Source organism: Spiroplasma kunkelii CR2-3x (genome assembly GCF_001274875.1).
GTDB classification, from domain to species: Bacteria; Bacillota_I; Bacilli_A; order Mycoplasmatales; family Mycoplasmataceae; genus Spiroplasma; species Spiroplasma kunkelii.
In genome coordinates this window covers 524,287-549,285 of record NZ_CP010899.1, presented here as the reverse complement: position 1 = coordinate 549,285, position 24,999 = coordinate 524,287, and the positions used below count along the sequence as shown (strand labels likewise).

Below are 24,999 nucleotides of genomic sequence, written 5' to 3'. Positions count from 1 at the left end.
TCCCATATTGCAACACTTTTCCCAAAAAATTTTTCACAAAAAAATAGTCCTACTATTGGACCAATAATTTAAAAGCTTTTTTAAACAAGATAAATTATAAATACAACATTAGTTAAAAAAAAAAGAATCTATTGATCCTTTCCTATAATTAAGTTATTATAACCTAATCAACTCTAATAACTTCTTTTTCCTTATAATATCCACATTCACGACAAACTCTATGTGGTTTAATTAATGCTCCACAATTTTTACATGCTATCAAAGTTGCTCCAACTAATTTAAAATGTGTTCGGCGTTTTCTTTTTGCCTGTTTAGATGTTTTTCGAAATGGTACCGCCATTATTTCTCCTCCTTTGTTGTTTTAACTAATTTTTCGTGTAATTGTTCTCATCGTGAATCCGCTTGAGCTGCTTGATACGCTGCAAATTCTTCCTCAGAAAAAACTTGCCAAGTTGAATTACCACTAATCATTTTATCATTTTTTTTAGATAAATTAATAGGAATATTCATAATTATTTCATCTCACGCATATTTTATTATATCAAAATTTTGCTCATTTAAGTAATTAATATCACTTTTTTTATAAAATTTAAAACTATACTCATCATTTCATTCTAAATTAATTGAAACAGCAAAATGTTCTAGTGTCTGAGCATCCTCAACAACAACTTCACCAATAATTGTTGCAACAATATTAATTGCATTAAAATTTGGATGATAAGTAATTATTCCTTTAATATTAACATCTTTGATTCCTCTAATATTAACCGAATAATCTAGTAATTCTGGGCTAATATTTAATGGTATATCGACACTAACTTGCGGTTGTTTAATAAAATCTGTTTCTGTATAAATCATTTTGTTCCCTCATTATTTTGTTGACTTTTGTTGTCAAATTTGAATAATCTTACCCTAATAAATCTTTTGTTAAATTATTCATTAATATAATATAATATAATTATACATTTATTTTTATAAAATATAAATGTGCTGTAAAAAAATGAGGAGCCAAAATGAAAGTTATAACATACGAAAAAGAAAACCAATTAACTGATTTGCAAATTCAATTAATTGAAAAATTAAATAATGACATTCAGAGTGTTCTAGAGTTAACTATTAACGAATTAGCAGATAGTCTTTTCATCAATACTTCTACCTTAAGTCGTTTAATTAAAAAATTGGGGTTTGAAAATTATAGTAAATTTAAAGTATGAGTTGCTGGAAAGTATAATAATATTAAGGAATTTGATATCCAAAAAAATGAGACAACTCTTCATAATATTATTGACAATATTTATAAACTACATACTTATGCATTAGATGAAACTTATCGAAATTTAAAAGTTAATCAATTAGAAAAATTCATTGATACAATTCATACGAGTGAACGAATTGTTATCTGGGGAATTAGTCGCCATATTTTAATTTGCGAAAATTTAAATTTACACTTAAATGTTTTAAAATATAACTCAACTTATCTTGTTAATTATTATGCCACAATTCAATTAATTGAAACTCTTAGTGAAAATGATTTATTAATTTTAATTTCAAAAAGCTTACAAGATGCTGAATATCATTTCCTAATTGAAATTGCAACAAAACGAAATGTTAAAATTATTTTATTAACAATTAATAAAGAATATAAAGGACCACCTAATTTACAAAAACTAACCTTAGAAAATACTGAAATTCTAAATTTTTATGTTGATAATCCCCGTTATGTTTCACGGTTGATGCTAATTAATATTATTTTTGGAATGTTAATTGCAAAATATCATCCTACTCATGATGAAGAATATCAAGATTATTATGCAGCCATTGATGAATGACACAAATATATTAAAAAAATAAAATAACTAGTGAACATCTGTTTCAAAAAATGTTCTTTTTATATAAAAAATAAAGCAAGTTCTAATTAAAAGGATTAAGATTTAGTGTTCACAAATTACCTTAATCCTCAAATACATAAATTTTTTTAGCGAATTTGTAATTGTAATTTCTTCAAATTCATTTTAATTTGTTCAAATTGTTGGTTAATATCTGTTTCAGTTAGCTGTTTTGCCATATCATTAAATGTAAAACTAATTGTTAAAGCAACATGATTAGGCATTTCTTTATGATCAAAATACTGGTCAATCACTTCTATTGCAACAACATGTTTAACTCCTGTTAAAATCTTTTTCTTAATTTGTTCGTAGGTTACTGTTACTGGTACTCAAATTGAAATGTCACGACTACTTGTACTAAATTTAGAAGGCGGTGTGAAAAATGTTTGTTTCTTATGCGGATAATTAAACATTACTTCAAAATTAATTTCACCAAAATAAGTTGTACTTTTTAAATCAACTTCTTTTTGATAACTAGGATGAATCACACCAATAATTGCTAATAATTGTTTTCCTAAAAAAACATGACTAGTTTGATAAGGATGGTAAATTTTATTTTTTGGTGCTGATTGATATGATAATTCATCAATATCAATTTGTTCACTTTTCAAATAAGCTTCCAATAAACTTTTAATATAATAATACGAATTAGAAAGACTATCGCCTGTTATTTTATTTTGAATAATTTCTGCTTGACTTACAAATGCCCCATGATAATAACTTTTCTCATTTACATAAATTTTTTCAACAGTAAATAACTTAACATTTTTTTTATTTCTAGCATTATTATATTTAACACTGTTTAATAAACTATTTATTAAACTTAATCGCATTACAGCATGTTCTTCCGATAATGGCGATAGTAATTGATATGGTTTTTGATAATTAAAAAAATTAAAATGAGTAATTTCTTCTTGTTTAACTAAAGCATATGTTTTTGCCTGATAAAAACCATTATTTAAAAAGAAAGTTTCAAAATTTTTAATTGTTTTTTCAGTAGGACGTTTAGCCTTAACTAAATTTGGTAAGACTGGTGGTTTAGCAACAATATTATTATAACCAAATAACCGGGCAATTTCTTCAATCAAATCAGCTTTCTGAAAAATATCGGTACGAGTTACTGGTGGTATCACAAATAATTGTTCACCTTCTGTTTTAAATTGGAAAGCTAATGGTTCTAATAAAGATTTAATTTCTAATAAGGTAAAAGAATAACCGATAAATTGATTAATCTCAAGTAAAGTAATGTTAATTGGCTCAACTTTTTTCTTATATTCTTTAATAAAGTTTAAAACTGATAACTCGGCTAAAAAACCATTAATTTTTAATAAATACAAATAACGTGATAATCCTAATCTAACAGTAGCATAACTAAGGGGTTTGATATAACGTTGTAAATTAACGTTACTAATACCAACTTTTCGTTGTTGTTGACGCATTATAATATGATTTAAATGGAGTGCTAACACTGTTATCTCCGTTGTTGTAGCACTAATAGCATAAGTCGGATTAACGCGGACACCAATTAATTCTACAAATTCATTCCCATCAAGAACTACTAAATCACCTTTTTTAATATTAAAAGTTTTATTTTCATAATCATCAGTAATTTTTAAAGGGTTTTTAATTTTATTAAAATCATAAAGTAATAATGGTTGTCCTGTTTCAATGGTTGCTTTAATTGCTAAATCGCCAAATGGATCTGCTACATTTGATTGATATTCATTAATTTTTAACCAAATTCGATCTGATAATTTTAAGGGAGTTTTTTCTGGCGTTAATTTAATATTAACACTAATTGCTGATTCAATTGCTGATGTTGCAATTTCTACTTTTAATGGATTTTGATATTCTTTTAAATTTTCTGTTGATTCTACTAACTCTAACGTAAATAATTCACGTTTAAAATAGTGGCCTAATTCACGGGCTAATTCATAAGCACTTAAGCAATCACTACGGTTTAATGTTAAATCAATCTCAAACAAATAATCAGTTAAACCAATTTTAGTTAAAACATCTTCAGCACCAATCATATCATATGAACCTTCTTTTTCATTAAAAGTTAAAATAATTTCATCTTGTTCGGCTGGAGTTAAATATTTTTCAGCAATTCCTAATTCACTTAGTGAACACATTATTCCTTCCGAAGGATATCCTTTAATTTCACGTTTTGCAATTTTTGCACCATCAGCTAACACTGCCCCTGGACGAGCAACGACAACATATCCATTTTCCGCTGGGTTACTAGCTCCGCAAACAATTGGATCAACTAATTCTTGTCCTCTATCAACTAGACAAAACTTTAAATGAGTATCAGGAATTTCATTAACAACTTGAATTCGACCACAAAAAATATTACTATTACGATCAAAATTATGCGTACGTTTTACTTCAAACCCTAAACTATTTAAAGCAGCAACAATATCAGCATTACTAATATCAGTAAAATCAATATATTTATTTAATCATCTTCTTGTAATAATCATTTTAAACCTCCTAATCAAATTTCTTAAATTGTTCTAAAAAGCGGATGTCATTTGTATAAAAACGACGAATATCATCAATCCCATATTTTAATATCGCAATTCGTTCAATCCCAATGCCAAAGGCAAAGCCAGTTAATTCTGGATCTTGTCCACATGCTTGATAAACAAGCGGATTAATCATCCCAGAGCCCATAATCTCAATTCAACCAGTTTGCTTGCAAATTGAACAACCTTTACCTTTACAATTAACACAAGTAACATCAACTTCAACAGATGGTTCTGTAAATGGAAAAAAACTTGGCCGTAAACGGATTTGTGTTGCTTCACCAAACATCCGTTGACAAAAGTATTGAATTGTTCATTTTAAATTAGCAAAAGTGATATTTGGGGCAACTAAAAACCCATCAACTTGCATAAATTGATGTGAATGTGTAGAATCATCATCATCACGGCGATAAGTATTTCCAGTTGAAATCATTGCAATTATTTCATTTTTACTTTTCATCTGTGAAACTGCACGGGCTGTCATATTGGTACAGTGTGTTCGTAATAATTTGTTTTTAGACAAATAAAATGTATCTTGCATATCACGAGCTGGATGTCCTAATGGTAAATTTAAGCGTTGAAAATTATATTCATCATCATCAACCTCAGTTCCAAACACAATATCATATCCTAATTCTTGAAATAATTGCGAAATTTCATCAATAACTTGGTTTAACGGATGCTTTGTTGCTAATACTAAATTATCTCCTGGTAATGATAAATCAATTTTTTCTTGTTCAATTGTCGCAATTAATAAAGCATTTTCTAATTCGGTTTTTTTAACTTGACATAATTCAGTTAATTCTACTTTAATTTGATTTGCTTTTTGACCAATTGTTAAACGTTCTTGATGTCTTAAATCTTTCATTTTTTTCAATAAATCATTCAACATTGATTTTTTCCCTAAATATTTTAATTTAACGGCATTAACTTCCTCCACTGTTTTTGCTGCTTTAATGTTTTTTGTTGCTTGGGTAAATAATAAGTCTAATTCTTTTTCCATTGTTTAATCCTTTCTTGCTGAAGTCTAATTAAGCTAGAAAAATCCTTGTCTATATTAAAAAAATAAACAAGGAGCAATTTCTTACGGTACCATCTTTTTTTTAGTAATAAATAGTCTTAATTACAGTTAACTAATCATTTATATTAAATAATCCGGCTGGGATTAACAGCTCTAATTAGGTGAATTCCTTAATATCTCACCAGTTATTTGCACCATTCATAACCTCTCTGACGATAACCATATTAATTACTATTCCTAAATCAACGATTTAATCTGAAATTTTATAATTTTATTATAATCTATTTTACTCAGTTAATTCATTTAGTTTTTGTTTTTTTACTAAATACATAGATAATAGTCATGATAGAACTAAAATAATACTAATAATAGTTCCAACTTTTAATGGTGTTTGTCAATTTAATGGTAAATTAATAACAAATTTAAACTGTTCTAAAATAATGTTAACAGCAAAGTACCAAATTAGTAAGGAAATAACATATGCCAGGAAGAAAGCAAATAAAACACCAAGAACATAATTACCAATTATAATAAAGTTTACTTGCCCTGGTTTATATCCTAAGGCTCGCATTGTTAAAATAACTGAGCTAGCTTCATCAATTACCGAAGAAGTAATAACTGCTAAAATAATGAAAATAATAATTCCATTTAATATTTGTAAAATTAACAATGAATCATTTAACATTTCCAAGCCTGCCGATGCTAATAATTTTTGCAAGGTAATTAATTCAACATTATTTGGACCTGTAAAGATACTAATATCACTACCATCACTAGTTATTGTTGTCATAATTTTTCCTAAATTATCCGTAATATCATGGTTAAAAATATTAATTGTTAAGTTTTGCAATGTAATCTTATAATCTTGTTTCCCCATTAGCAATTCTTTTGGGTTGATCTTATCATAAATCATTTTTTCCTTAGAAATAAATCCATCATAAAAATTATTTGGGACTGGTTTTTCGTTAAAATCATAAAATAAAAACCGAATAGTATTAGCATTAATAAAAACATTGCTTCTTGTTGTATCATTTTTATTAATTCCCTTTACAGCAATTGATATATTATACGGAGATCTTACATTTTTAACAGTAAATTCAAAAGTGTCATTAATTTTTAAATTATTTAATTTAGCTATTTTTTCTGAAATAATTGCAGGAATTTGTGTTCTTGTTAATGGTGCTGCAAACAATTCGTTAATAACCGTTTTGTTAACACCTTCCATTTGATAAAAATTTGTCAAAGTATTTGGTTCAATCCCTTTTAAATTAAGATCACTAATTACTGCTGTTTCACGATTACTTGGAGTTACAGCTAAATTAAGAACTGGCAATTCTGTTTGAGGATTATAATACAATGTATTAAAACTAACAACTGTCTTAATATGTGTCTGGTCAATCAGATTACTTAAATTAACAATATTTTTTCCTCAATCTGGTAAATTTCCTCCTGTTATATTTGTTATATCTTTAACAACTTGAATTAAATCAGTTAAATAAACTGACTGATAAATTGGCTTATAAAGAAAGAGTTTTTGTCATAATTCCATATCCATCGGATTATGATTAATCTCTGTTGCTAATTCATTAAATTTTGCTAATGAAACAGCTTGGGTTTGTTCAACATTACTTGTTGGTAACACTCAAAAATGATTATTATTTATTAATTTTAATTTTTCTTCTCCTGTTGAAGTTCGATGACTTGTTGCCATTGTTAATAAACTTGGAAATTGGAAGCTATGGTCAACATCTTTTTTATAAACATTACTAAACGAATAAACAATTTGTCAAAAAATATCAGATGCATTAAATTGAATGATAAATAGTAATGAAGAAATAAAGAAAATAAATATTACAATCATTCATTTTAAAAATCCTTTTAAAGTAAATGCTAATTGAATTCGAAACAAGAAACTTGTTTTACTAAAATTTTTTTTAATCCCAATTATTAAACCATAAAAATGCATTTTTCCAGCACCATTAATTAATACTAAACTTGGTTTTTTTAAATAACTCATTGTAAATAAAAATGATAAAGTAGTAAAAAAGATGGGGATAACTAAAAACAAAATTAGCATAAATCATCAGGAAACATAAATTAATTTAAATGGAATTAATAATCCTGTTGTATATAATGTATTAACATATAACTGAATAGGAATACTAACACAATATCCTAAGATAATACCAAATAGCATAGTGACAAAAAACTTTGTTGAAAAAATTCATGATAATTCCGTTGTTTGATAACCAAAAGCTTTAAAAATTCCAATTTGACGACGAGTTTTATTCATCTCTTTTTTCATTGTATAATTAATAAAAATAAAACCTAAAAATAACAACACCGAACCAATTGCACTATACAAAATAATTTGAATATTAATATTTTGCGTTTGCATTGCAATATCACTATTTTCATATGAAATTAAAGTTGCTGTTGGATTAATATAACCCTGTGCTAAATTTTCTTTTAAAGTTAAAATTGCATTTGTTGAATTTAATTTAATTAAAATTTTTTGACTTGGATTTAAAGTAATATTCCCTAACTCACCACGAACATTTGCATCCTGCAATTGAGTTTGAAAATGCTCAGTTGTAAATAATACACCATATTTCCTAATATCATTGCTACTATTAATTTTTAAACTTGTCCGCTTAATAAAATTATCTAAATTATTTCCAATTCCAACAATTTTTAAATTAAAATTTGGGTTGTTCTGAATGACTGGAAAAATATCTCCAATTTTTAAATTATTTTGCTCTGCAAATAAACTACTAATAACTGCTTCATTATCTAATGTTGGAAACTGTCCTTGGTATAATTTCAATTGGTTAAAATTAACGGCGGCTGTCTGTTCTAGATTTTGTACTACCGCAGGAGTAATCTTTAAAGTATAATTTGAACCGCTTTCTTGTTTAAAAGAAATAGCTTCAAAAACACCAACAGAATATTCTGGCAAATTTTTTTGTCTTAATAACCATGTTACCATTTCTTTTGGTTGGTTTCAATTAAATTTTTTAAAATAAAGATATCCAATCGGATTAACACCATCAATATTTTTCTTCATTCCTCGATATTGCGCAACTTCCGCTAATTTATTAATAATTTGACTTGTTGAATAAATTTGCTGTAATTCTGGACTTGCAAGATTACCACACACACTTTTTGTTGTTTTTCACCAACTACTGTTTTCATTTAAAATTGCTTGGGGAACTCCTGTAACATTAATTTCTTGCTTATTTTTATCAATAAACTTATTATGTAAATAATAATCTTCGATAAAATTAGGTTTATAATCTTCAACACTAAAATTATAATCTCATTGTTCAGATATATATACTAAATCATTATATTTTATTTTATATTGTAAAGCACCTGATAAAATTCCGGCAATTGTTGCAATAATAATGATAATAAAAAGAATTAAACCTTGGGCTTCAATTCAATTTTTAAAATATGATTTTAAATAACTTTTTAAAATTTGCCCCATTATTATTCTCCAATTTTCATTTTAATCAATTATAACAAATTCAAAAGTTACCAAAATAACCAAAATAACTATTTTTTAAAATTAAGCGAATCGTCACTTCCAATAAGCTCTGCTAAAAAAACAATTTGATCAATAATGTCTGTTGGTAACACTGGTTTTTTGCATTGTGAAATTTCATCACCAACTAACCAGTGTAAATACGTTTCAACAATTGTTGCTTAAAACAATTCATAACCTTAACCAACTAAACTAGTAATTAAACCAGTTAGCGTATCACCCATACCAGCAACAGCCATATATGGATTACCGGTACCGTTTTAATATACACGCGATTACCATCCGTAATAATTGATTGATATCCTTTTAAAACAACAATAATTTTATACTTATATTAGCAAAATCTTTTGCAATATTAATTCAATTACTTAAAATTTCTGGTACGCTTTTATTAATTAAACGTGATATTTCCAATGCATGGGGTATTAAAATTGATCGCCCACATAATTTCCGTAATAATGGGACATCTAAAACATTAATTCCATCAGCATCAACAACAATTGATCCTTTATAAGATTTTTATTGTCTTGTTTATTACTAATATAAAGCATATTTCTTAACTCCTTACTTATTTATTTTAAATTAAAAATAAAACCATATTAGATTCCTGGTTTTTTTAAAATTTCAACTTTTTCACGATAATTTGGCATATATTTTTCAACATGATATCAAAACGCCTTAGAATGATTATGATGAACTAAATGTGATAATTCATGAATAATTACATATTCCAATACTGTCGGATCAAAATGAATTAACTTTGTATTTAAAACAATTTTTTCCGTTTGTGGATAACACACACCTCATTTACGAACCATCGCTTTAATTGTTAAATTTTTATAAGATAAATTCATTATTGTTGCTCATTTATTTAATAACTGTTCAAATTTATAACTAAATTTTTGTTTTAAAAAATGGTGTAACTTTTTAACATTTTCATCATAAATACCAGCATCTTTTAATAAAAAATATTGTCGATTAATAATTTTTGTATGAATATTTTCATTGGTTAATTGCAACGGATATTTTTCATTAAAAACATAAACATAACTTGTTCCGTTTGGATTAATGACAATCTTTCGATAATTATCGTGAATATTAATTACAGTAATAATTTTTTTAATATTTTTATAAATTAGAGTTTCAATTTCCCAATCATGGGCATAACTGGGGGCCGATACTTTAATTTTGCCATTATTAACATTCAACACAATATTATTCTGTTCTTTAATAATTAAATCATATTTAATTAAGTTACCCTGATATGGTATCACTTTTTCCAATGCCATGCTATTCCTCCCCCTATCATAAATATGGATTAATTAATGATTATCATCTATTTTATCATCATTTTCATTTTCATTCTCAAAATTATGGTGTAAATCCGATGATTGTAAAGAATTATTAGTTGCTGGTTTTTTTGTAATATCTTCACGGTATTTTTTTCCTGCTGTTCAAATTTTATCAATATCACCTAAAAAAACTTTACCATCATAAGAACTATCAACACGGGCATTGGGGTTAATGCGTTGCTTACCACTTGGTTTTGAAACCGAACCAATTCGTTCTGCTAATTCTGTTTTATCTAATGACATATGTTGTTTTGATTTTGGAATAATAATTGAATCATAGGCATTAAAATTTCCTTTTGAAGATGAAGTTTCCACACTAAAAATAGGAACTGAATAATCACGATGTTTAATAATATCACCTTTTTTCACAAAGTCACCTTCTTGTTCAATAAGTAATCCTGCTGGTGATTCATCAACAATTCCTTCACCCTCTTTAATTGTACGTAAATATTGGCCTTCTGCACCAACACGAATTGTTGGTTTTGAATTATCAGAATTATTATCTTCTTCCTCTGGAACAAGATGTCCTTCACCTTGCTCATGTAAAAGAGCATTCCGAGCCATTTTTGCTTTTAATAATGCCATTTTTACTTTTAAATCATTTGTTGTTGAAACTGATTTGTTGTTAAGAGGAGTTTTTGTTTCTTCAATAAAAGTAAGTTCAGCTTGATTAACCATTTCTTTTTGTGGTGTTAACCCACTAGCACCAATTTTACCTTTACCAGTTTCAAAATTAATTGCTGTTAAACTTTTTTTTGTTCTTGTGTTAATGATTTTGCTTTTCGTGTTGTATAATAATAAGCTATTGCAAATCAACTACCAAATAAGGTTAAGACTGGTCCAATAAATAGCAAAATAAAACCTGAATTAATTGGTAAATTTAACTTAAAAATATTTAAACTAGTTTTAGCACTTATTGATTGACCAGCAAGTACAACAGCCATTGTTAATAAAATGCAAGATATTAATCCAATAACAAAAGCGCCACTTATGCCAAAAATTTTATAACCATTATTTTTTGATAAATAATTTGGAATTAAATACAACAATACTAAAAAACTAGAAATTCCAATTAAAATCCCCCCAACTAATTCTGGGTTTGCCATCACATTATGATATACTATCATATTTGAAAACTGTAAAACTAAAAGAGCAATATCGTATAATAGCATATATGCAGCATTATAAAGGAACATTTGATTATTAATTTTATTTGCTAGCATAATTAATATTCCGAACAGTAACGCACTAAAAATTCCGCCAATTGTTAAGAAAGTTAATGACACTCTACGTAATTTCTCCATTTTTTTCACCTATCTTTTAACCATAAAAAACCATACATATATTAATTATTTAGATATATATTATATTATACCTTATTTCTATCAAAACCAATAATAAAATGTAAAAATCGTTTGTTATTTATCATTTTAATTAAAACAAAATCCAACAGAAAAAACAATTTAAAATTTTAAAAATAAAAAAGATACTAGTTTTAAATTAAAACTAGTATAACTTCACATAATTGAAACACAACTTTCACTCAGACTAATGTTTATTATTTTGATAATTATATTTGTTAATTATATTTGTTCAGAAATAATTAAATAATTCAGGGTATATATATTATGTTTATTAAAAATTGATTTGCTACTTAGTTTAAATGATAAAAAAGAATAGATATATTTGTATCACAAATCATTTTACAGACTAGTTTTTTTTATCAAATAGACAAGGGAATTATTTTTAATTATTATTCTGAAACAATTGAAAGTTAATAGTTTTGTTAATTGATATTTGATATTTTAATACATTAAAAAATATCTATATCCTGTCGCTTAACATCACAACCACCCTACCAGAATTTAAGAAGAATGATAAATTTAAAAGTAAAATGAATTAATAAAAATGCATTTTGTACGATGAAGCGGCAAAAAAACTATTGTTAAAGGGTTGTTTTTTTTATTTGAAAACAATCCAACAATTTAATAAATATTTTGGTGATCTAACCCAACAGTAAATAGACTGTAAATAATAGACACTTTAACAAGTGATAGTCGTTATAAGTCCAAGGCTAATATCGAACGACAATAAACATATAGATAGCGACTTAAAGAATTAAATTTGCGTTTAGCATTAGGTCTCTCAAATTGATGCAAGTAAATTTAATTTCAAAAACTGAGCGTTGCCTCCCTGAAATGGGAACGGAAGAGAGAAGACAAATATATGTCTGGCGTCAATCTTATAAATATAGTTGCAGATTTTAATAGGAGATAAATATTAAGAAAAAGAAAATATGTTTAAAACAAAGATATTGAGGTTATTGTTTTACATATAATAAAGAAAATGAAGAATAAATTGAAAATATGTTGATTAAATACACACTTAGACAAGATGAAATTACTGCTGAACATTGAGCATTAAATACTATGTATACTGTAAAACTAAACTATAAAAAGTTAATAATATTATAACAAATTAAAAATAAAAATCAATAATTACAAAAAATAACAAAATAAAAATATTATTTTTAATATTTATTTTCAAAATTATAAAATTAAACATAACAAAAAAATAGATTTTATTAATCATATACAAACATTAATTTAATTTGAAAAAATTTTTTTAAAATATTGTCTTGATGTAAAATTTTCCAAACAAGGTCTAATTGTATTATTTAATATATCTAAAATAGATTTTAATCTACTACGAATATTAATTAATGACTCATTTTTACCTAATCATCGCCTTATATCTCTATTTATTCTTTCTACTAATGCTTTCTGACGAGGTTTACCAGCATCACAAAAATAAACTCTTATTTTAAAATGTTTTTCTATTATTTTTCATCTATAAAATTCTTTTCCTCTATCGGTTAAAATACAACTAAATTTACTAATACCAATTTGGTTAATCATTTTCATTAAAATTGTTAATACAATACTTGCCTTTTTACTGAATAAAATATCATAAAAAAGTATTTTAGAATTACGATTCACTAAAACTAACAAATAAAAATTACCACAATCAATAGTATCCATTTCTCAAATTCCACTAAAATTTAAATCATCTCCATAATCATTTAAAAAATGTTTATAATCTCTAATATTAAGCAATACACCACGATTATCATTTTTTTCACCATTTTTTGTTTTTCTTTTTTTATTTTTAAAATATAACATTTCTTTTTTTAAATTAAAATAACCTAATCTAATATATTTATACATTGTTTTAAAACATACACCAAATTTTACATTATATTGTAATTCATACGAAGTAATAATATTTTGTGGCGAACGACCAAAATTATTATATTCATTCGAAAAATGACTTAGTTCTTGTGAATTTAACATTAAATACTTACGACATTGTTTTTTATTTTTATCATGTATTTTTTGTGCTTTTGAAGCATTATAATCATTAATATTATCAAACATATTTAATTCTTCTCAAATTACAGAATAAGACCTATTCATTTGCTTAGCAATTTTTCTAATATTAATTGTTTCATTTTTCTTTTTAAATAATTCATTATTTAAATAATTCATTATCTTTTAATTTTTCTAAATTTACTCTTTCGTTAATATCTAATCTTTCATATTTTTTCACAACTTACCTCCTAATTATATTAAAATATGTTATAACTTATATATGATAATTATAACATTTTAAATAAGGAGATAAAAATATGAAAAAATGAATAAATATTTTAGGAACAATCGGATTAACCGCAACAAGTACAACAACACTAATCAGCTGTGAAAAATCTGAAAAACCAAATAATAATAAAGAAGAAAATAAACCGATAATACCAACACCAGAAGCACAACAACCACCAGAGAATAGTAATTGAAAATTAATTACTAATAAATATATTCCACGAGATACTGGGTGATACATTATAGTATACAAAAGTTTTAATCAATGACGAATAGAAAAAATTAATAGTTCAAAAAACTTTGGAAATGAAACTGGATATGATATGGATATTATTTATAAATGAAACTTAAATAATGAACCTATGAACTCTCAATTACCAACCATTAACGAAAAAACTGGTAAAATTACTAACTGAAAAGAACAAAAAGGAACTAAATAACAGTTCCTTTTTTATATTAATCGTACAAATTTCATAAAAATAATTAATAAAAAGATATTTGTTATTGTACTATACAATGCAGGATTAAATTTTCATACCTCAAATATTTGACTAAAAAAACTATATACTGTCTCAAAAACCTTGCCAACACCACTCGCTAACTCGTTAACTTGTTTAACTCCCGGAATAGTATTAACAATTCAAATTACGGCATTTTTAATATGATCACCAAAATCTCATCAACCCTCAGGCGTTACATATTGTACTTCTCATCATTGCTTATCGGGGAATAAACCACCACTATTTATCTCTTGTCAATTATAAATCCCAAAATTAAAATCATAATAACGATACATATCATTCTCTTTTTGTGCTTGCAATTCAAAAACATTATAACCGATTTTTTGTTCTTCAATTTTTTTATATTGCAAACCATATTTATTTTGTAAATCACCACCAAAAACATAACCAGAATTTAACTTAATATCATAATTATTAGCAACTGAAAAATCATAATTAAAAACACTACCATAATTATTAATGGTATAAAACCGATTTTTAAATGCTGAATATAATTTAATATCTAATTGCTTATATTTATCCAAAAAATAAAAATATCGTGGATAAATTTTAAAACCATTATTTACTAATAAACCATATTTTTTATTATAACCTTGAACATAAGTATTATTTTCTAAATCAAAAATCGTACGTAAATAATTAGTATAAAATTTCTGTGAAATCTTAAACATACTATTTAATAATTTATCAAATTGTAATTTATCATTAATATTCTCACTCAATAAAATATTATTAAAATTTTGCAATTTCAACGCAAAAAAGTTAACTAAAACAGTATCATATTGCAAATTATCAATATATCCATTTTCTATAAATGAACTACGATTTTGAAACACTGGTACCAAAGCACTTGCAAAAAAAGACTGTAAAAAATTAGATAAATCAAAACGACCGTTAAACTGTTGAAAATATCTTAAATCTTTATTATTTATAAATGAATAAATTGAACCATTAAATTTAAAAACTTCACCAGTTCCCGTTCGCATAAAACTAAAATTAAAACTTAAATCATCACTATTAACATTATTCAACTCTAAACTACCCGAAATAATTAAATTTGCTTCATCAACAGTCAAAATCATTCGATAAATTGATTTTTTAATATTTTTAACATCTAATTCATCAACCGTCTCAAAATTAAAAATTATCCGCTTTGTTCCAACCTTATTCGGATTTTCATAATCCGCACTACCACCTTGCTGTACTCTAATATTTTCTTGCAAAACAGCAGTTAAAGAATAATTAATAAATTCTTTTACAAAATTTTGTTGATAAGTATTCCAATCAGTAACTTCACCACTATTTTTGTCGATAGTTGGTAATTGAGAGTTCATAGGTTCATTATTTAAGTTTCATTTATAAATAATATCCATATCATATCCAGTTTCATTTCCAAAGTTTTTTGAACTATTAATTTTTTCTATTCGTCATTGATTAAAACTTTTGTATACTATAATATATCACCCAGTATCTCGTGGAATATATTTATTAGTAATTAATTTTCAATTATCTTGTTTTAACTTAACTCTTGAATAATGATTTTCTTTATAACGCTCAATATTGTCAACAATTTTTTTAGATACATCATACATCTGATATTTTACCGCAAAAGCATAAATAAAATCAGTTAAATCATTCAAAAAATTTTCCTTTTTAACATCATAAAATTTTTCAACCATATATGTATTTTTTCAACTATCTCACATTTGATAAAAACTAAAAAAAGATGAACTTGGTTTATCATAAACAAATCCCGTTGAATAACTATCTTGTAAAAAATCCAAATACCATTTATCATTAAACGATAATTTTTTTGATGTTTTTAAAGTTGGATTAATAAAATAATTTGTCTCCGACCAATTTTCAAAAAAACTACTACGTAAAAACATTGTATTAATAAAATCAGTTTCATTAATACCTTTATCAGTACTATTCTCTAGTTTAAGCATATAATGCTTCTCATTTAACGGTCCAAACGCCGTTAAAGTAATAAATGGAATAACCAAACCTAAAAAACTTAAAATAAATATGACAAATAAAGATAACGATTTTTTCATAAACTCAATTCCTAACTATACAATGTTTTTGAAACAATAAACCCAACAATAATAATAGTAATTGAGACAAGATTTTTAGTTTTGTTTTTGATATATTTTTGTTTATTTTTGATGTAATTTGAAATACAAAGTTACCGATGACAAATACGTCAATTGCTTATTTTTTAATCTTTTTTATGGTTATTAAGTTATCTATTTATGCAATTCACGGTACATCAACACAATATAATAATTTAGGTTCAACAGTTAATAATGGTGTTTCGCAAGTATATTCATCAACCGTACGAAAAGGTATTGGAATAGGTAAAAAAGTTTATCACAATAGTAATAAGCAACAAGTTAAACGAGAAATTAAACGTCAAAATATTAGACAACAAGTAAAAATTAAAAGAGGTGTTAAATAATGATTAAATTAGTTTTATTGGTGGCGGCAATTGCTATATTTGGAACTGGTTTTATTACTGTTATTATTAATCAATTTACATCAGCAAAAAATATTATTATGGATTTATATAATTCTGATACTTGGTTGATTTGATTATTTGGTAGAATGGCAATTTTATTTAGTCATCCCTTAATGTTAACCATATCAAGTTTATATATTTTCAACTAATAAATTAATCATCTTTACTATTTCCTTTCTCTTTTTTAGGTTTTAAATTCTTTTTCAAAATATCAATATCAAATAACTCCAATCGTTCTTTAACACTTAATTTTGTAATTTCTGACCAATAATATTCTTTTTTATTAACAATTTCATTATTTTTTAAATCACGCACAAATTTTAATCATTGACTATCATACTTATTGGCAAATTCAAGCGAAATAATTATTTTAAAAAACCGAATTCCTAATCCAACATCCGACTTATGTTTTACTCGTTTACCTTCTGCTGTTCGTTCTACTGATTTTGTTTTTCAAATTTCATAATCCGTTATATCTTGGAAAATTCCAATTCGCATAATAAAAAAACGGTTAAAAAAATTAAATCCTTTTTTAATAATAGGTTTTTTCAATGAAATTGGAATAATAATCCCACTTGCTAACTGACGAATATTATTTCAAATCATACCCTCACGCTGAGCAGTAAACAACGCACGATTACCAAAATGTCTCGCTAAAACAATTCACGTTATTTTACCACTATGAACTTTTTTCTCATCGTGAGGACTAGTTCCATCAATATACAAATAACTTTCATCAAATAAAATAACACTATCATCTGGGGGAACTAGTTTTGTTCGGTCAGTAAAATCTAAATTCTTAAATGTTAAAACTTTTACTTTATCATCTTCTAACGGATAATTACTATAAATTTCATCTGTCAATAATTTCATAACTTGCGATAAATAAGTTAAAAGTAATGTTTTACCAGTTCCTAATTTACCAATAATTACCGACAACGGATTATCTCAAATAAATTGAACTAACCGAAAAGAATTTAACTGATAAAAAATATTTTTTCACAATCATCACACAAAATAAACACACTGCAAAGCAAACAACAATCAAAATACCAAACCAACACAATATAAAGAAATTATCCAAAATAATAAATCAATTAAACTAAATAAAATCATTGAACCACTAATATAACAATAATTTTTAAAGAAAAATATAAATTTTTTCATTTTACCTCCAATAGTTATTTATAATTAAACTAGTATTATTATGGTTTTATCTCCCCACAAATCAAAAAAGAGAGTGATAAAAATTAAGAAAATTTTAAAAATAATTTCAATATTATTGCCTATTATTGGAATTATAAACTTTTTAATCAATCCTATCGGAAAATTAATTACTACAATTAATTTTGTAGAATGAATATTTAAAAATATTAATCAAATAAATGCAAAAGAAATATTTTTTACAACATTATTTATATTAATAATTATTGCATTCATAATGAAAATATATATTATATTCAAAAAAAGATTTTAAAATTTTGTGGAGAGAGAAAACCATAATAATAACAAAATTTAATTATTTAAAACAACTAACTATTTTAAAAACCATTCACAAGAAAAACCAAGTTAAGAACAAAATAACAATTCAAATACCAACCATTAAAATTAAATATTCATTTTGTGTTAAATTCCACATTGTAATACTTTCAACATTCATTTTATCTATAAACAAAAATATATGAATAAAAAACTCTTTTAATTTAATTCAATCATTTTGCATTTTTAAAAACTCCACATTTTTTGAATAAGTTTAAAAAACATTCCAAAAAACAAAACAATAAATAACACAAACGATATAACATATAAAAACTCAGGAGCATTAGAACCAATAATATAACTAACAAATTGAACTCAATAATCATATAAACTCATTTAATTTAAATCTTCCAAATCTTTAATTAATTGTTGCTCTTTTTTAACAGTTCAATTTATTAAATTATTATTGTTATTATTTGCTTTTAATTTTTGTAGTTCATATTTTTGATTTTAATAATCACTTCCAATTCCTTCTCATTTTGTTAAATATTGTCGTGATAAATGATCATAAATCAAACCGATTGCTACTTGTTCAGAATGTTTTTCACTCGGATAAATAAACTTATTACTCAACCAAAAACCAATATGGCGATTATGATTGGGTAAATTAATAAAACTTGCTTTATCTGTTGTAAAAGGGATAAATTCCTTACTAATAAAATAATTTTCTATATTCTGATTTTTCTTAATATAATTACTCAATTTTATCAACTCCTTCAATTTGTCAATATTGAATTAATTTTTCTTTTTCAACATCAAATTCTACCTTAATTTCAAAAATATATTTTATATGCATAATAATCATAAAAATAAATGATATAAAATCAAATACAGACATAATAATTTCAAAGAATGGAAAATCTTTACCATAACTTAATATTGAAATATAAATAAAAAAACTTAAAAGCTGTAAATTAACAGCTCACAACTTAACTAGAAAAATTAAACACTTATTTAGAAAACATTTACAGCTGTAAATTAACAACTCACAACTTAACTAGAAAAATTAAACACTTATTTAGAAAACATTTACAGCTTAATAAACAATGTTATAAATAATGTTCGTATAATGTTTATTTATTGTAATAAACACTGATTATTAACAATGTTATAAAAAATGTTAATATAATGTTTATATATTGTAATAAACAATATTTATTAACAATGTTATAGATGAGAATGTTAATGTACTGTTTTTTTAATAAACAATGTTATTAACAATGTTAAATATATAAAATAATAAAAATTGGCACACTTAAAATAACTATTAAGAACTTTAATAGTAAATATAATAAGTTCATTTTTCTATTTAATAAATTCATTTTTTACATCAAATCACATATAAAAACTAGTGTGCCACAGTTAAAATATATGATAAATAATAAATACTAAACTCCTTTAACCATAATACGGAAAAAATTTAATATTTTTATAATACAAAATATAGCAAACGGAATTAAAATAATTCACGCATCGCCTAAGAAAACCATTATCTCAGGTAAAATATTTGTTACACCATCTTTAACTTTTCATAATGCACTAGTTAATCCAGTTCAAATACCAGTCATACCCTCAGTCATAGTTTTAGGTGTATTTACTAAAAAATTAACTGCTGTTGTTAAATACATACCTAACATTATTTTTTATCCTCCTTTCTTTCAATTTCTTTTTTATCTTTTTTATTTCGTTCAATTTGACGAATTTTTTGATAAATTCCTAAACCAATATAAAGAAAAATCCCCAATACAATAAGAACACTAAATATTGTCGTTAATCAAATTGGCATAATATAACTCCCTTCTAAAAAATTAAAAAATTGAAATTTGCAAACTCGCTCCGCTCGTTGTCGCTTCGCTCCATTAAAAAACATTATTGAATAAATTATCCGCTAATAAATTACGCGGAATAATTTATTCTTTTACTTTTTAATTTCAATATCTTTTGCAATCTTATTAACAGTATTAATAACATTATCTTTACCATACTTTTTCACTAGCGACCGCAAAATAAAATATTGCTTTGTTTGCATAATTTCAACCTCCTATAATTAACTTAAAAAAGTTAATTAAATTAATAGTTAACTTTTTATCGGTTGGCATTTACAATTTACACTAGAAAGAATTAGAAGGAATTAAATTATGAATAATGCAAGATATTTATTAATTCAAAAAACATATTTAGGTAAATTATACCGTATTAATTCATTTTTATTTTATACTGCAACAGAAGCACAATCTTTCAGTGAATCAAATAAAGATAGAGATAATCAGTTTAGATTAATTGATTTAGAAGATGAAGTATTTGGAAAATAAATAATATGAAAGAAATTAGAAAATTAGAATTATCAGAATTTCAAAAAAAAATTATTAATAAATTAGATGATTAATACTGCTATGAAATTTTATCACAAGAAAAAAATAAAGATACCGCTATTAATATTATTGATAATGATGGTAATTTCTTGTTAAAAATATTAAGTGGTGATGACGAGGTATCAATAAAGGAACTAATAAAATATGCGGAAAAAACATCGAAAATCTTAATGAATATCTTAAAAAAGAATTAAATAGGTTTAAACCATATACTGAAAGTATTAGAAATAATAAAAAAACTATTAAATTATTATAACTTATATTAAAGGAGAATAAATAATATGTGAAAAGATGACGATGGCAAAGTTTATTCTGAAGAAGATTTATTTAATGAAGCAATAGAAGAATGCTATTCAGAAGAGAGTGCTTATGACTATATTGAAAAATTAATTATGGAAAAGAATTTCGAGGAATTATAAAATGAAAACATTACAAGATATAATTAAAGATTTAACAGGAATTACTGTTGAAAAACAAAAAATAAATAAATATTTAGAAAGTGAAAGATTAGATTTAGAAGATGCTGATTTACGAGGTGCTAATTTAAAGTGTGCTAATTTAAAAGATGCTGATTTAGATGGTGCTTATTTATATGGTATCGGAATCACAAAAGAACAAATAGAACAATTAACTGTTATTGAGGATGATTAATAATGAATATAACAGAATGAATTAAATATGAAAAGTTAGAAAAAGAAAATGAAAAACTTAAAAAAGAACTTGCTGAATTAAAACAACAACAATTATATAAAGAAGATTTTATTATATGTTCTTATTCTACATGTTCTTGTGATTATAAATGGGTTCCTTTACATATATATCAATTAAAAGATAATTCAAAATATGACAAATTACCTAGTAAGTATGGTGAATAATGAGTAATATAGTTCAAAATATTTCTTTTCCTTTTGTTATTAAAGATAATGATTTTAAAGAATTAAGTTTAAAAGCATTAAATATTAAAAAATGAATGGATGAAAATGGCCAAGAATTAGCAGAATTTATTTATCGTCATCGTAATTATTATATAATACTAATGATTATAAAGATGTGTATTTAAAAGATATTCCTAGTCTTGTAAGTAAAGTATATATTGTTTTTCGTGAACCAGTAAAAGTAGTTGATGATTGTTTAGATGATGTTAATAAATTAAGAAATAATTTAATTCAATTAAAAAAATAATTGAAAATCATAAAATTGAAATTAAAAATAATATTAATCAAGTACGCATTAAAAAACAAAATGAATTATTTAAAGAACAAGAATTACTTGAAAAAGCAAATAGTTTAACACCAGATATGGGTCTTGATATAGACCAAATTCAAGATGAACAAGTTAGTGTAATGGAACAAATTGAGCAAATTGATAAATCATTAGAACCAAAATAATTAAAAAAAGTTGGTATTAATTTAATAAAAGAAAAATTATTAATAAAAATATTGAAATACTGGGCATTGATAATGATTTTTTAGAAAATGCTAATCAATATGAATTAAAACAATTAATTAAATATTTAATTGTTAATGAAAAGTTAGTTAAAAACACAATTAAAGCACAATGAGATACAAATACTGATAATAAAATAGTTGGTATTAAAGGAATAAATATAAAAATTAAAGGAGTTAAATAAAATGGTAAATGAATTACAACAATATATTAAAGGTGCAATTATTAAATATGAATTAAAAGTTAATGATAAATATTTAAAAGAAAATATTTTAGCACTTGAAGAATTAAAAATGAAAAATGGACAAAGTTATATGCAGTTAGTTAATACTGCTGATAATACTAAAATTACAGCATTAGGTATTATTAAATTAAGTAATAAAGGGTTAATTTTTGGAAAAGATTTTAATATTATTCCATTTAAAAATAAATTAACTACTGTTATTGATAGTAAAGTTTATTGTAAAAGAATTGAAGAAGCAGGATATAGTCCAATAAAAGCAATTATTTTTAAAGATGAAAAATTTGAATGAGATAGTTTAATTTCATGTCCTAAAATACATGGAATTAATTTTAATGCAAATAATAGTGATTTTAATGAAATAATTGGTGCTTATGCTTATGCAAAAGATAAAAATGGGAATTATCAAGTTATTTTATTAAGAAAAGCAGATATTGAACGTTTAAAAAAATAGTAGTCCGAGTGGAAATAGTGAATATTCACCTTGAAATAAATGACCAAAAGAAATGGTTGAATAAAAATTATATCGTAAATTAGCATTAGAAATGGGAATTGATATTTCAGATATTGATTTAGATGAAAAAAGAAATTAAAGAAGATGGTAATTTTGAATATATTTCATTTAAAGATATTAATGTCGCCAAAAACAAGGGGCAGATGAGCAATAAGCCCTTATTAAATAATATAAGTACCCCATCTTATACAGAAATAGCAGACACAAATGATAATGTCGTTAAAGAAGAAGATATCTCAAATATAGGATTTTAATGCTTTTTGTTTAATTTGATTAACTTTATTAATTAAATTAACAAATTTATTTATTAATAGCTTATTTTAATAGCTTATTTTCTAAATTAGATACTAATAAAGTTAATATTCTTAAAATTAATAAATTCATAATTAACTTTTTCTAGTAACAGCAGGAAGTGTAATTTGCATTACAGTTGTTTCTTCAGTTAATCAATTTGTACCACTTAAACTATATGGTACTTCAACATCTTTACTAAAATGACCCTCATCTCTATAATTAAAGATTTGATGTGAATAATCTAAAATATTAACATTATAATCTGATGTTCTTAAACCAGAATTAATTTTTTGAATTGCTTTAATAATTCCTGTATTCATTTCATCAATTACAACTGATTTTTAGTTAAATCAGGAACACCACTATATCAATGTGTTTTTAAAGACCCAATATTATCTTTATTAAATTGTTTAATACTAATTTTATTTACTTTTTGAACTTTATAATATTGAACTTGTAAAACACGAGTTACTTTATTTTTTACCAGCAATATAAATATCAATTTCAATATCTGTTGCAGTAATATCATAAGTATCTGGTGAACCTTGATAATATAAATGTCATCAATCAAAATTATTAGTTGTTAAACTAGCATCAACTGCTTTAACTGCTTTTAAAACTTTTGCATTTAACAATGGTCTTAAATCTTCACTTGCTACTTTTTGTGGTACAGTAATTCCTTTAATAATTTCATCATTTGTTAAACTATCAACACTCGTAATTTTATCGTGAATATCTATGGCGCTACTTACTTTGAATAAATTAAAGAAACTGTTCCACTATACTTATTTGGATTTCCAGTTGCTAATGCGCCAGTAGATGTAATACCAGTAGATGTAATATTAGATAATGTTACATCCCCAGTTTGATAACTAGTATTTTTTGTTTTAATAGCAGTTTCTAATTCTGCTGTTGTTGGTGTTATTGCCTGCCATTGTTATTTGACCTAAATTAGGTGTTGTAATAACTGTTGATAAAGCAGGTTTTCCAATAGTATAGTCAATTGGAACTCTATAAGTTTTATTTAAATTATTAATTGCTTGTGTAATTTATGTTTGTGTTGGTTGTCTTTCTAAAATAATTTTACATGTTTTTGGATATAAAATTGTTGGTGTTGCATATTGAACTTTACCAATTCATTTAGGGTTAACAGTATCATTATCTAAAACTTGCTGAATAGTATCCATATTAATTGGATATGCTCATACTTGTTTATTAATAATTAAACCATTTACATTATTAAAATTATAACCTTTATCACGATTAACTTGTCCTTTTGTATATGTTTTTTCTAAATGAAAACTTTTTGATACTGGAATACCCATGACGGTATTTTCATATAATTCACAATTAACCATTGCTTTTAATTGTGCTTCTGAACCAATTACTTTTAAATAAGCAGGTGTTAATCCTAAATAAGCTCTTCGCCCTAAAACCATAAACATTTTATCTGTTGGTAAACCAAAATATAAATTACTAATTTGATTTGTTAAATCAATTAAAGTTTCATTTAATTTAAAAAATGCACGATTAGCATCATCAGTATTATCTGCTG

The 24,999-nt window shown here is 24.5% G+C and carries 31 protein-coding genes and 2 pseudogenes; 12 read left to right on the top strand and 21 right to left on the bottom strand.

Features of this window, described 5'->3' with window-relative positions; genetic code table 4:
* Positions 1-163: 163 nt before the first annotated feature.
* Positions 164-340 (bottom strand): 50S ribosomal protein L32, encoded by a 177-nt coding sequence (gene rpmF, locus SKUN_RS03030; protein WP_053390798.1) that lies wholly within the window; start codon positions 338-340, stop codon positions 164-166.
* Positions 340-858: a YceD family protein gene (locus SKUN_RS03025; protein ID WP_053390797.1), complete on the bottom strand. Its 519-nt coding sequence runs from the start codon at positions 856-858 to the stop codon at positions 340-342. The genes rpmF and SKUN_RS03025 overlap by 1 nt, the downstream gene beginning before the upstream one ends.
* A gap of 155 nt (positions 859-1,013) precedes the next feature.
* On the opposite strand from SKUN_RS03025, the gene SKUN_RS03020 reads away from it, so the two are divergent.
* Complete coding sequence (locus SKUN_RS03020; RefSeq protein WP_053390796.1) at positions 1,014-1,856, top strand: MurR/RpiR family transcriptional regulator; 843 nt, start codon at positions 1,014-1,016, stop codon at positions 1,854-1,856.
* A 119-nt stretch (positions 1,857-1,975) separates the two neighbouring features.
* Here SKUN_RS03020 and pheT read toward each other — a convergent pair whose 3' ends face one another.
* From pheT to SKUN_RS02990, 7 genes and pseudogenes are all read right to left on the bottom strand, one after another.
* Positions 1,976-4,372, bottom strand: coding sequence for a phenylalanine--tRNA ligase subunit beta (gene pheT / locus SKUN_RS03015; protein ID WP_053390795.1), 2,397 nt, complete (start codon positions 4,370-4,372; stop codon positions 1,976-1,978).
* Positions 4,373-4,382: 10 nt separating this feature from the next.
* Positions 4,383-5,420 (bottom strand): phenylalanine--tRNA ligase subunit alpha, encoded by a 1,038-nt coding sequence (gene pheS, locus SKUN_RS03010; protein ID WP_053390794.1) that lies wholly within the window; start codon positions 5,418-5,420, stop codon positions 4,383-4,385.
* A gap of 304 nt (positions 5,421-5,724) precedes the next feature.
* The gene (locus SKUN_RS03005) at positions 5,725-8,928 is read right to left on the bottom strand and encodes an ABC transporter permease (RefSeq protein ID WP_053390793.1); all 3,204 of its coding nucleotides are present in this window, start codon (positions 8,926-8,928) and stop codon (positions 5,725-5,727) included.
* 656 nt (positions 8,929-9,584) lie between these two features.
* The gene (locus tag SKUN_RS03000) at positions 9,585-10,274 is read right to left on the bottom strand and encodes a M48 family metallopeptidase (RefSeq protein ID WP_053390792.1); all 690 of its coding nucleotides are present in this window, start codon (positions 10,272-10,274) and stop codon (positions 9,585-9,587) included.
* A 33-nt stretch (positions 10,275-10,307) separates the two neighbouring features.
* Positions 10,308-11,153 carry a hypothetical protein gene (locus SKUN_RS10485; RefSeq protein ID WP_235511328.1) on the bottom strand — a complete coding sequence of 282 codons (846 nt, stop codon included), beginning with the start codon at positions 11,151-11,153 and terminating at the stop codon, positions 10,308-10,310.
* A complete protein-coding gene (locus SKUN_RS10480) occupies positions 11,081-11,641 on the bottom strand; it encodes a hypothetical protein (protein WP_235511327.1) in 561 nt (186 codons plus the stop codon). The genes SKUN_RS10485 and SKUN_RS10480 overlap by 73 nt, the downstream gene beginning before the upstream one ends.
* A 1,302-nt stretch (positions 11,642-12,943) precedes the next feature.
* Positions 12,944-13,946 (bottom strand): annotated as a pseudogene (locus SKUN_RS02990) (IS30 family transposase).
* A gap of 79 nt (positions 13,947-14,025) precedes the next feature.
* On the opposite strand from SKUN_RS02990, the gene SKUN_RS02985 reads away from it, so the two are divergent.
* Positions 14,026-14,436 (top strand): lipoprotein, encoded by a 411-nt coding sequence (locus SKUN_RS02985; RefSeq protein ID WP_053390790.1) that lies wholly within the window; start codon positions 14,026-14,028, stop codon positions 14,434-14,436.
* An 11-nt stretch (positions 14,437-14,447) separates the two neighbouring features.
* Here the strand turns inward: SKUN_RS02985 and SKUN_RS02980 are convergent, their stop codons facing one another.
* Positions 14,448-16,574 (bottom strand): spiroplasma phage ORF1-like family protein, encoded by a 2,127-nt coding sequence (locus SKUN_RS02980; protein ID WP_053390789.1) that lies wholly within the window; start codon positions 16,572-16,574, stop codon positions 14,448-14,450.
* 17 nt (positions 16,575-16,591) lie between these two features.
* On the opposite strand from SKUN_RS02980, the gene SKUN_RS02975 reads away from it, so the two are divergent.
* Together SKUN_RS02975 and SKUN_RS02970 are read left to right on the top strand one after the other, a co-directional pair.
* The gene (locus tag SKUN_RS02975; protein ID WP_053390788.1) at positions 16,592-16,978 is read left to right on the top strand and encodes a hypothetical protein; all 387 of its coding nucleotides are present in this window, start codon (positions 16,592-16,594) and stop codon (positions 16,976-16,978) included.
* Positions 16,978-17,187 (top strand): hypothetical protein, encoded by a 210-nt coding sequence (locus tag SKUN_RS02970; RefSeq protein WP_053390787.1) that lies wholly within the window; start codon positions 16,978-16,980, stop codon positions 17,185-17,187. Before SKUN_RS02975 ends, SKUN_RS02970 begins: the two co-directional genes overlap by 1 nt.
* 4 nt (positions 17,188-17,191) lie before the next feature.
* On the opposite strand, the gene SKUN_RS02965 is transcribed toward SKUN_RS02970, so the two are convergent.
* From SKUN_RS02965 to SKUN_RS10475, 7 genes and pseudogenes are all read right to left on the bottom strand, one after another.
* Positions 17,192-18,205 carry a hypothetical protein gene (locus SKUN_RS02965; protein ID WP_053390786.1) on the bottom strand — a complete coding sequence of 338 codons (1,014 nt, stop codon included), beginning with the start codon at positions 18,203-18,205 and terminating at the stop codon, positions 17,192-17,194.
* Between the two features lie 352 nt (positions 18,206-18,557).
* A complete protein-coding gene (locus SKUN_RS02955; protein ID WP_053390784.1) occupies positions 18,558-18,761 on the bottom strand; it encodes a DUF2649 family protein in 204 nt (67 codons plus the stop codon).
* A 2-nt stretch (positions 18,762-18,763) separates the two neighbouring features.
* Positions 18,764-18,913 carry a hypothetical protein gene (locus SKUN_RS09160; protein ID WP_004027789.1) on the bottom strand — a complete coding sequence of 50 codons (150 nt, stop codon included), beginning with the start codon at positions 18,911-18,913 and terminating at the stop codon, positions 18,764-18,766.
* Positions 18,914-19,279 (bottom strand): annotated as a pseudogene (locus tag SKUN_RS02950) (DUF3627 domain-containing protein). It lies immediately after the preceding gene.
* A complete protein-coding gene (locus SKUN_RS02945; RefSeq protein ID WP_200903019.1) occupies positions 19,272-19,505 on the bottom strand; it encodes a hypothetical protein in 234 nt (77 codons plus the stop codon). Before SKUN_RS02945 ends, SKUN_RS02950 begins: the two are co-directional and overlap by 8 nt.
* A 460-nt stretch (positions 19,506-19,965) precedes the next feature.
* Positions 19,966-20,214 (bottom strand): hypothetical protein, encoded by a 249-nt coding sequence (locus tag SKUN_RS02940; protein ID WP_053390783.1) that lies wholly within the window; start codon positions 20,212-20,214, stop codon positions 19,966-19,968.
* Positions 20,214-20,447 (bottom strand): hypothetical protein, encoded by a 234-nt coding sequence (locus SKUN_RS10475; protein ID WP_053390782.1) that lies wholly within the window; start codon positions 20,445-20,447, stop codon positions 20,214-20,216. Before SKUN_RS10475 ends, SKUN_RS02940 begins: the two co-directional genes overlap by 1 nt.
* 268 nt (positions 20,448-20,715) lie before the next feature.
* Here SKUN_RS10475 and SKUN_RS09155 point away from each other — a divergent pair, with 268 nt between their 5' ends.
* The 8 genes from SKUN_RS09155 to SKUN_RS02910 all read left to right on the top strand — a co-directional run bounded on the left by SKUN_RS09155 (position 20,716) and on the right by SKUN_RS02910 (position 23,404).
* On the top strand, positions 20,716-20,889 hold the full coding sequence (locus SKUN_RS09155) for a hypothetical protein (protein ID WP_158500750.1): 174 nt from the start codon (positions 20,716-20,718) through the stop codon (positions 20,887-20,889).
* A 341-nt stretch (positions 20,890-21,230) separates the two neighbouring features.
* Positions 21,231-21,368, top strand: a complete 138-nt coding sequence (locus SKUN_RS09150; RefSeq protein ID WP_158500749.1) for a hypothetical protein — start codon at positions 21,231-21,233, stop codon at positions 21,366-21,368.
* A 1-nt stretch (position 21,369) separates the two neighbouring features.
* Entirely contained in the window at positions 21,370-21,600 is a 231-nt protein-coding gene (locus SKUN_RS02930) for a pentapeptide repeat-containing protein (protein ID WP_053390781.1), read from the top strand.
* A 2-nt stretch (positions 21,601-21,602) separates the two neighbouring features.
* The gene (locus SKUN_RS02925; RefSeq protein WP_053390780.1) at positions 21,603-21,824 is read left to right on the top strand and encodes a hypothetical protein; all 222 of its coding nucleotides are present in this window, start codon (positions 21,603-21,605) and stop codon (positions 21,822-21,824) included.
* Positions 21,824-22,009: a hypothetical protein gene (locus SKUN_RS02920; protein ID WP_053390779.1), complete on the top strand. Its 186-nt coding sequence runs from the start codon at positions 21,824-21,826 to the stop codon at positions 22,007-22,009. The genes SKUN_RS02925 and SKUN_RS02920 overlap by 1 nt, the downstream gene beginning before the upstream one ends.
* The gene (locus SKUN_RS11250) at positions 22,000-22,131 is read left to right on the top strand and encodes a hypothetical protein (RefSeq protein ID WP_268794866.1); all 132 of its coding nucleotides are present in this window, start codon (positions 22,000-22,002) and stop codon (positions 22,129-22,131) included. Before SKUN_RS02920 ends, SKUN_RS11250 begins: the two co-directional genes overlap by 10 nt.
* A gap of 449 nt (positions 22,132-22,580) precedes the next feature.
* Positions 22,581-23,090: a recombinase RecT gene (locus tag SKUN_RS02915; protein ID WP_053390778.1), complete on the top strand. Its 510-nt coding sequence runs from the start codon at positions 22,581-22,583 to the stop codon at positions 23,088-23,090.
* A 122-nt stretch (positions 23,091-23,212) separates the two neighbouring features.
* A complete protein-coding gene (locus tag SKUN_RS02910; RefSeq protein ID WP_053390777.1) occupies positions 23,213-23,404 on the top strand; it encodes a hypothetical protein in 192 nt (63 codons plus the stop codon).
* 132 nt (positions 23,405-23,536) lie between these two features.
* Here the strand turns inward: SKUN_RS02910 and SKUN_RS02905 are convergent, their stop codons facing one another.
* The 4 genes from SKUN_RS02905 to SKUN_RS02900 all read right to left on the bottom strand — a co-directional run bounded on the left by SKUN_RS02905 (position 23,537) and on the right by SKUN_RS02900 (position 24,889).
* The gene (locus tag SKUN_RS02905; RefSeq protein ID WP_053390776.1) at positions 23,537-23,764 is read right to left on the bottom strand and encodes a hypothetical protein; all 228 of its coding nucleotides are present in this window, start codon (positions 23,762-23,764) and stop codon (positions 23,537-23,539) included.
* Positions 23,765-23,772: 8 nt separating this feature from the next.
* Complete coding sequence (locus tag SKUN_RS09145; RefSeq protein ID WP_158500748.1) at positions 23,773-23,934, bottom strand: hypothetical protein; 162 nt, start codon at positions 23,932-23,934, stop codon at positions 23,773-23,775.
* Positions 23,918-24,079: a hypothetical protein gene (locus SKUN_RS09140; RefSeq protein WP_158500747.1), complete on the bottom strand. Its 162-nt coding sequence runs from the start codon at positions 24,077-24,079 to the stop codon at positions 23,918-23,920. The genes SKUN_RS09145 and SKUN_RS09140 overlap by 17 nt, the downstream gene beginning before the upstream one ends.
* 414 nt (positions 24,080-24,493) lie before the next feature.
* Complete coding sequence (locus SKUN_RS02900) at positions 24,494-24,889, bottom strand: hypothetical protein (protein WP_053390775.1); 396 nt, start codon at positions 24,887-24,889, stop codon at positions 24,494-24,496.
* Positions 24,890-24,999: the final 110 nt, after the last annotated feature.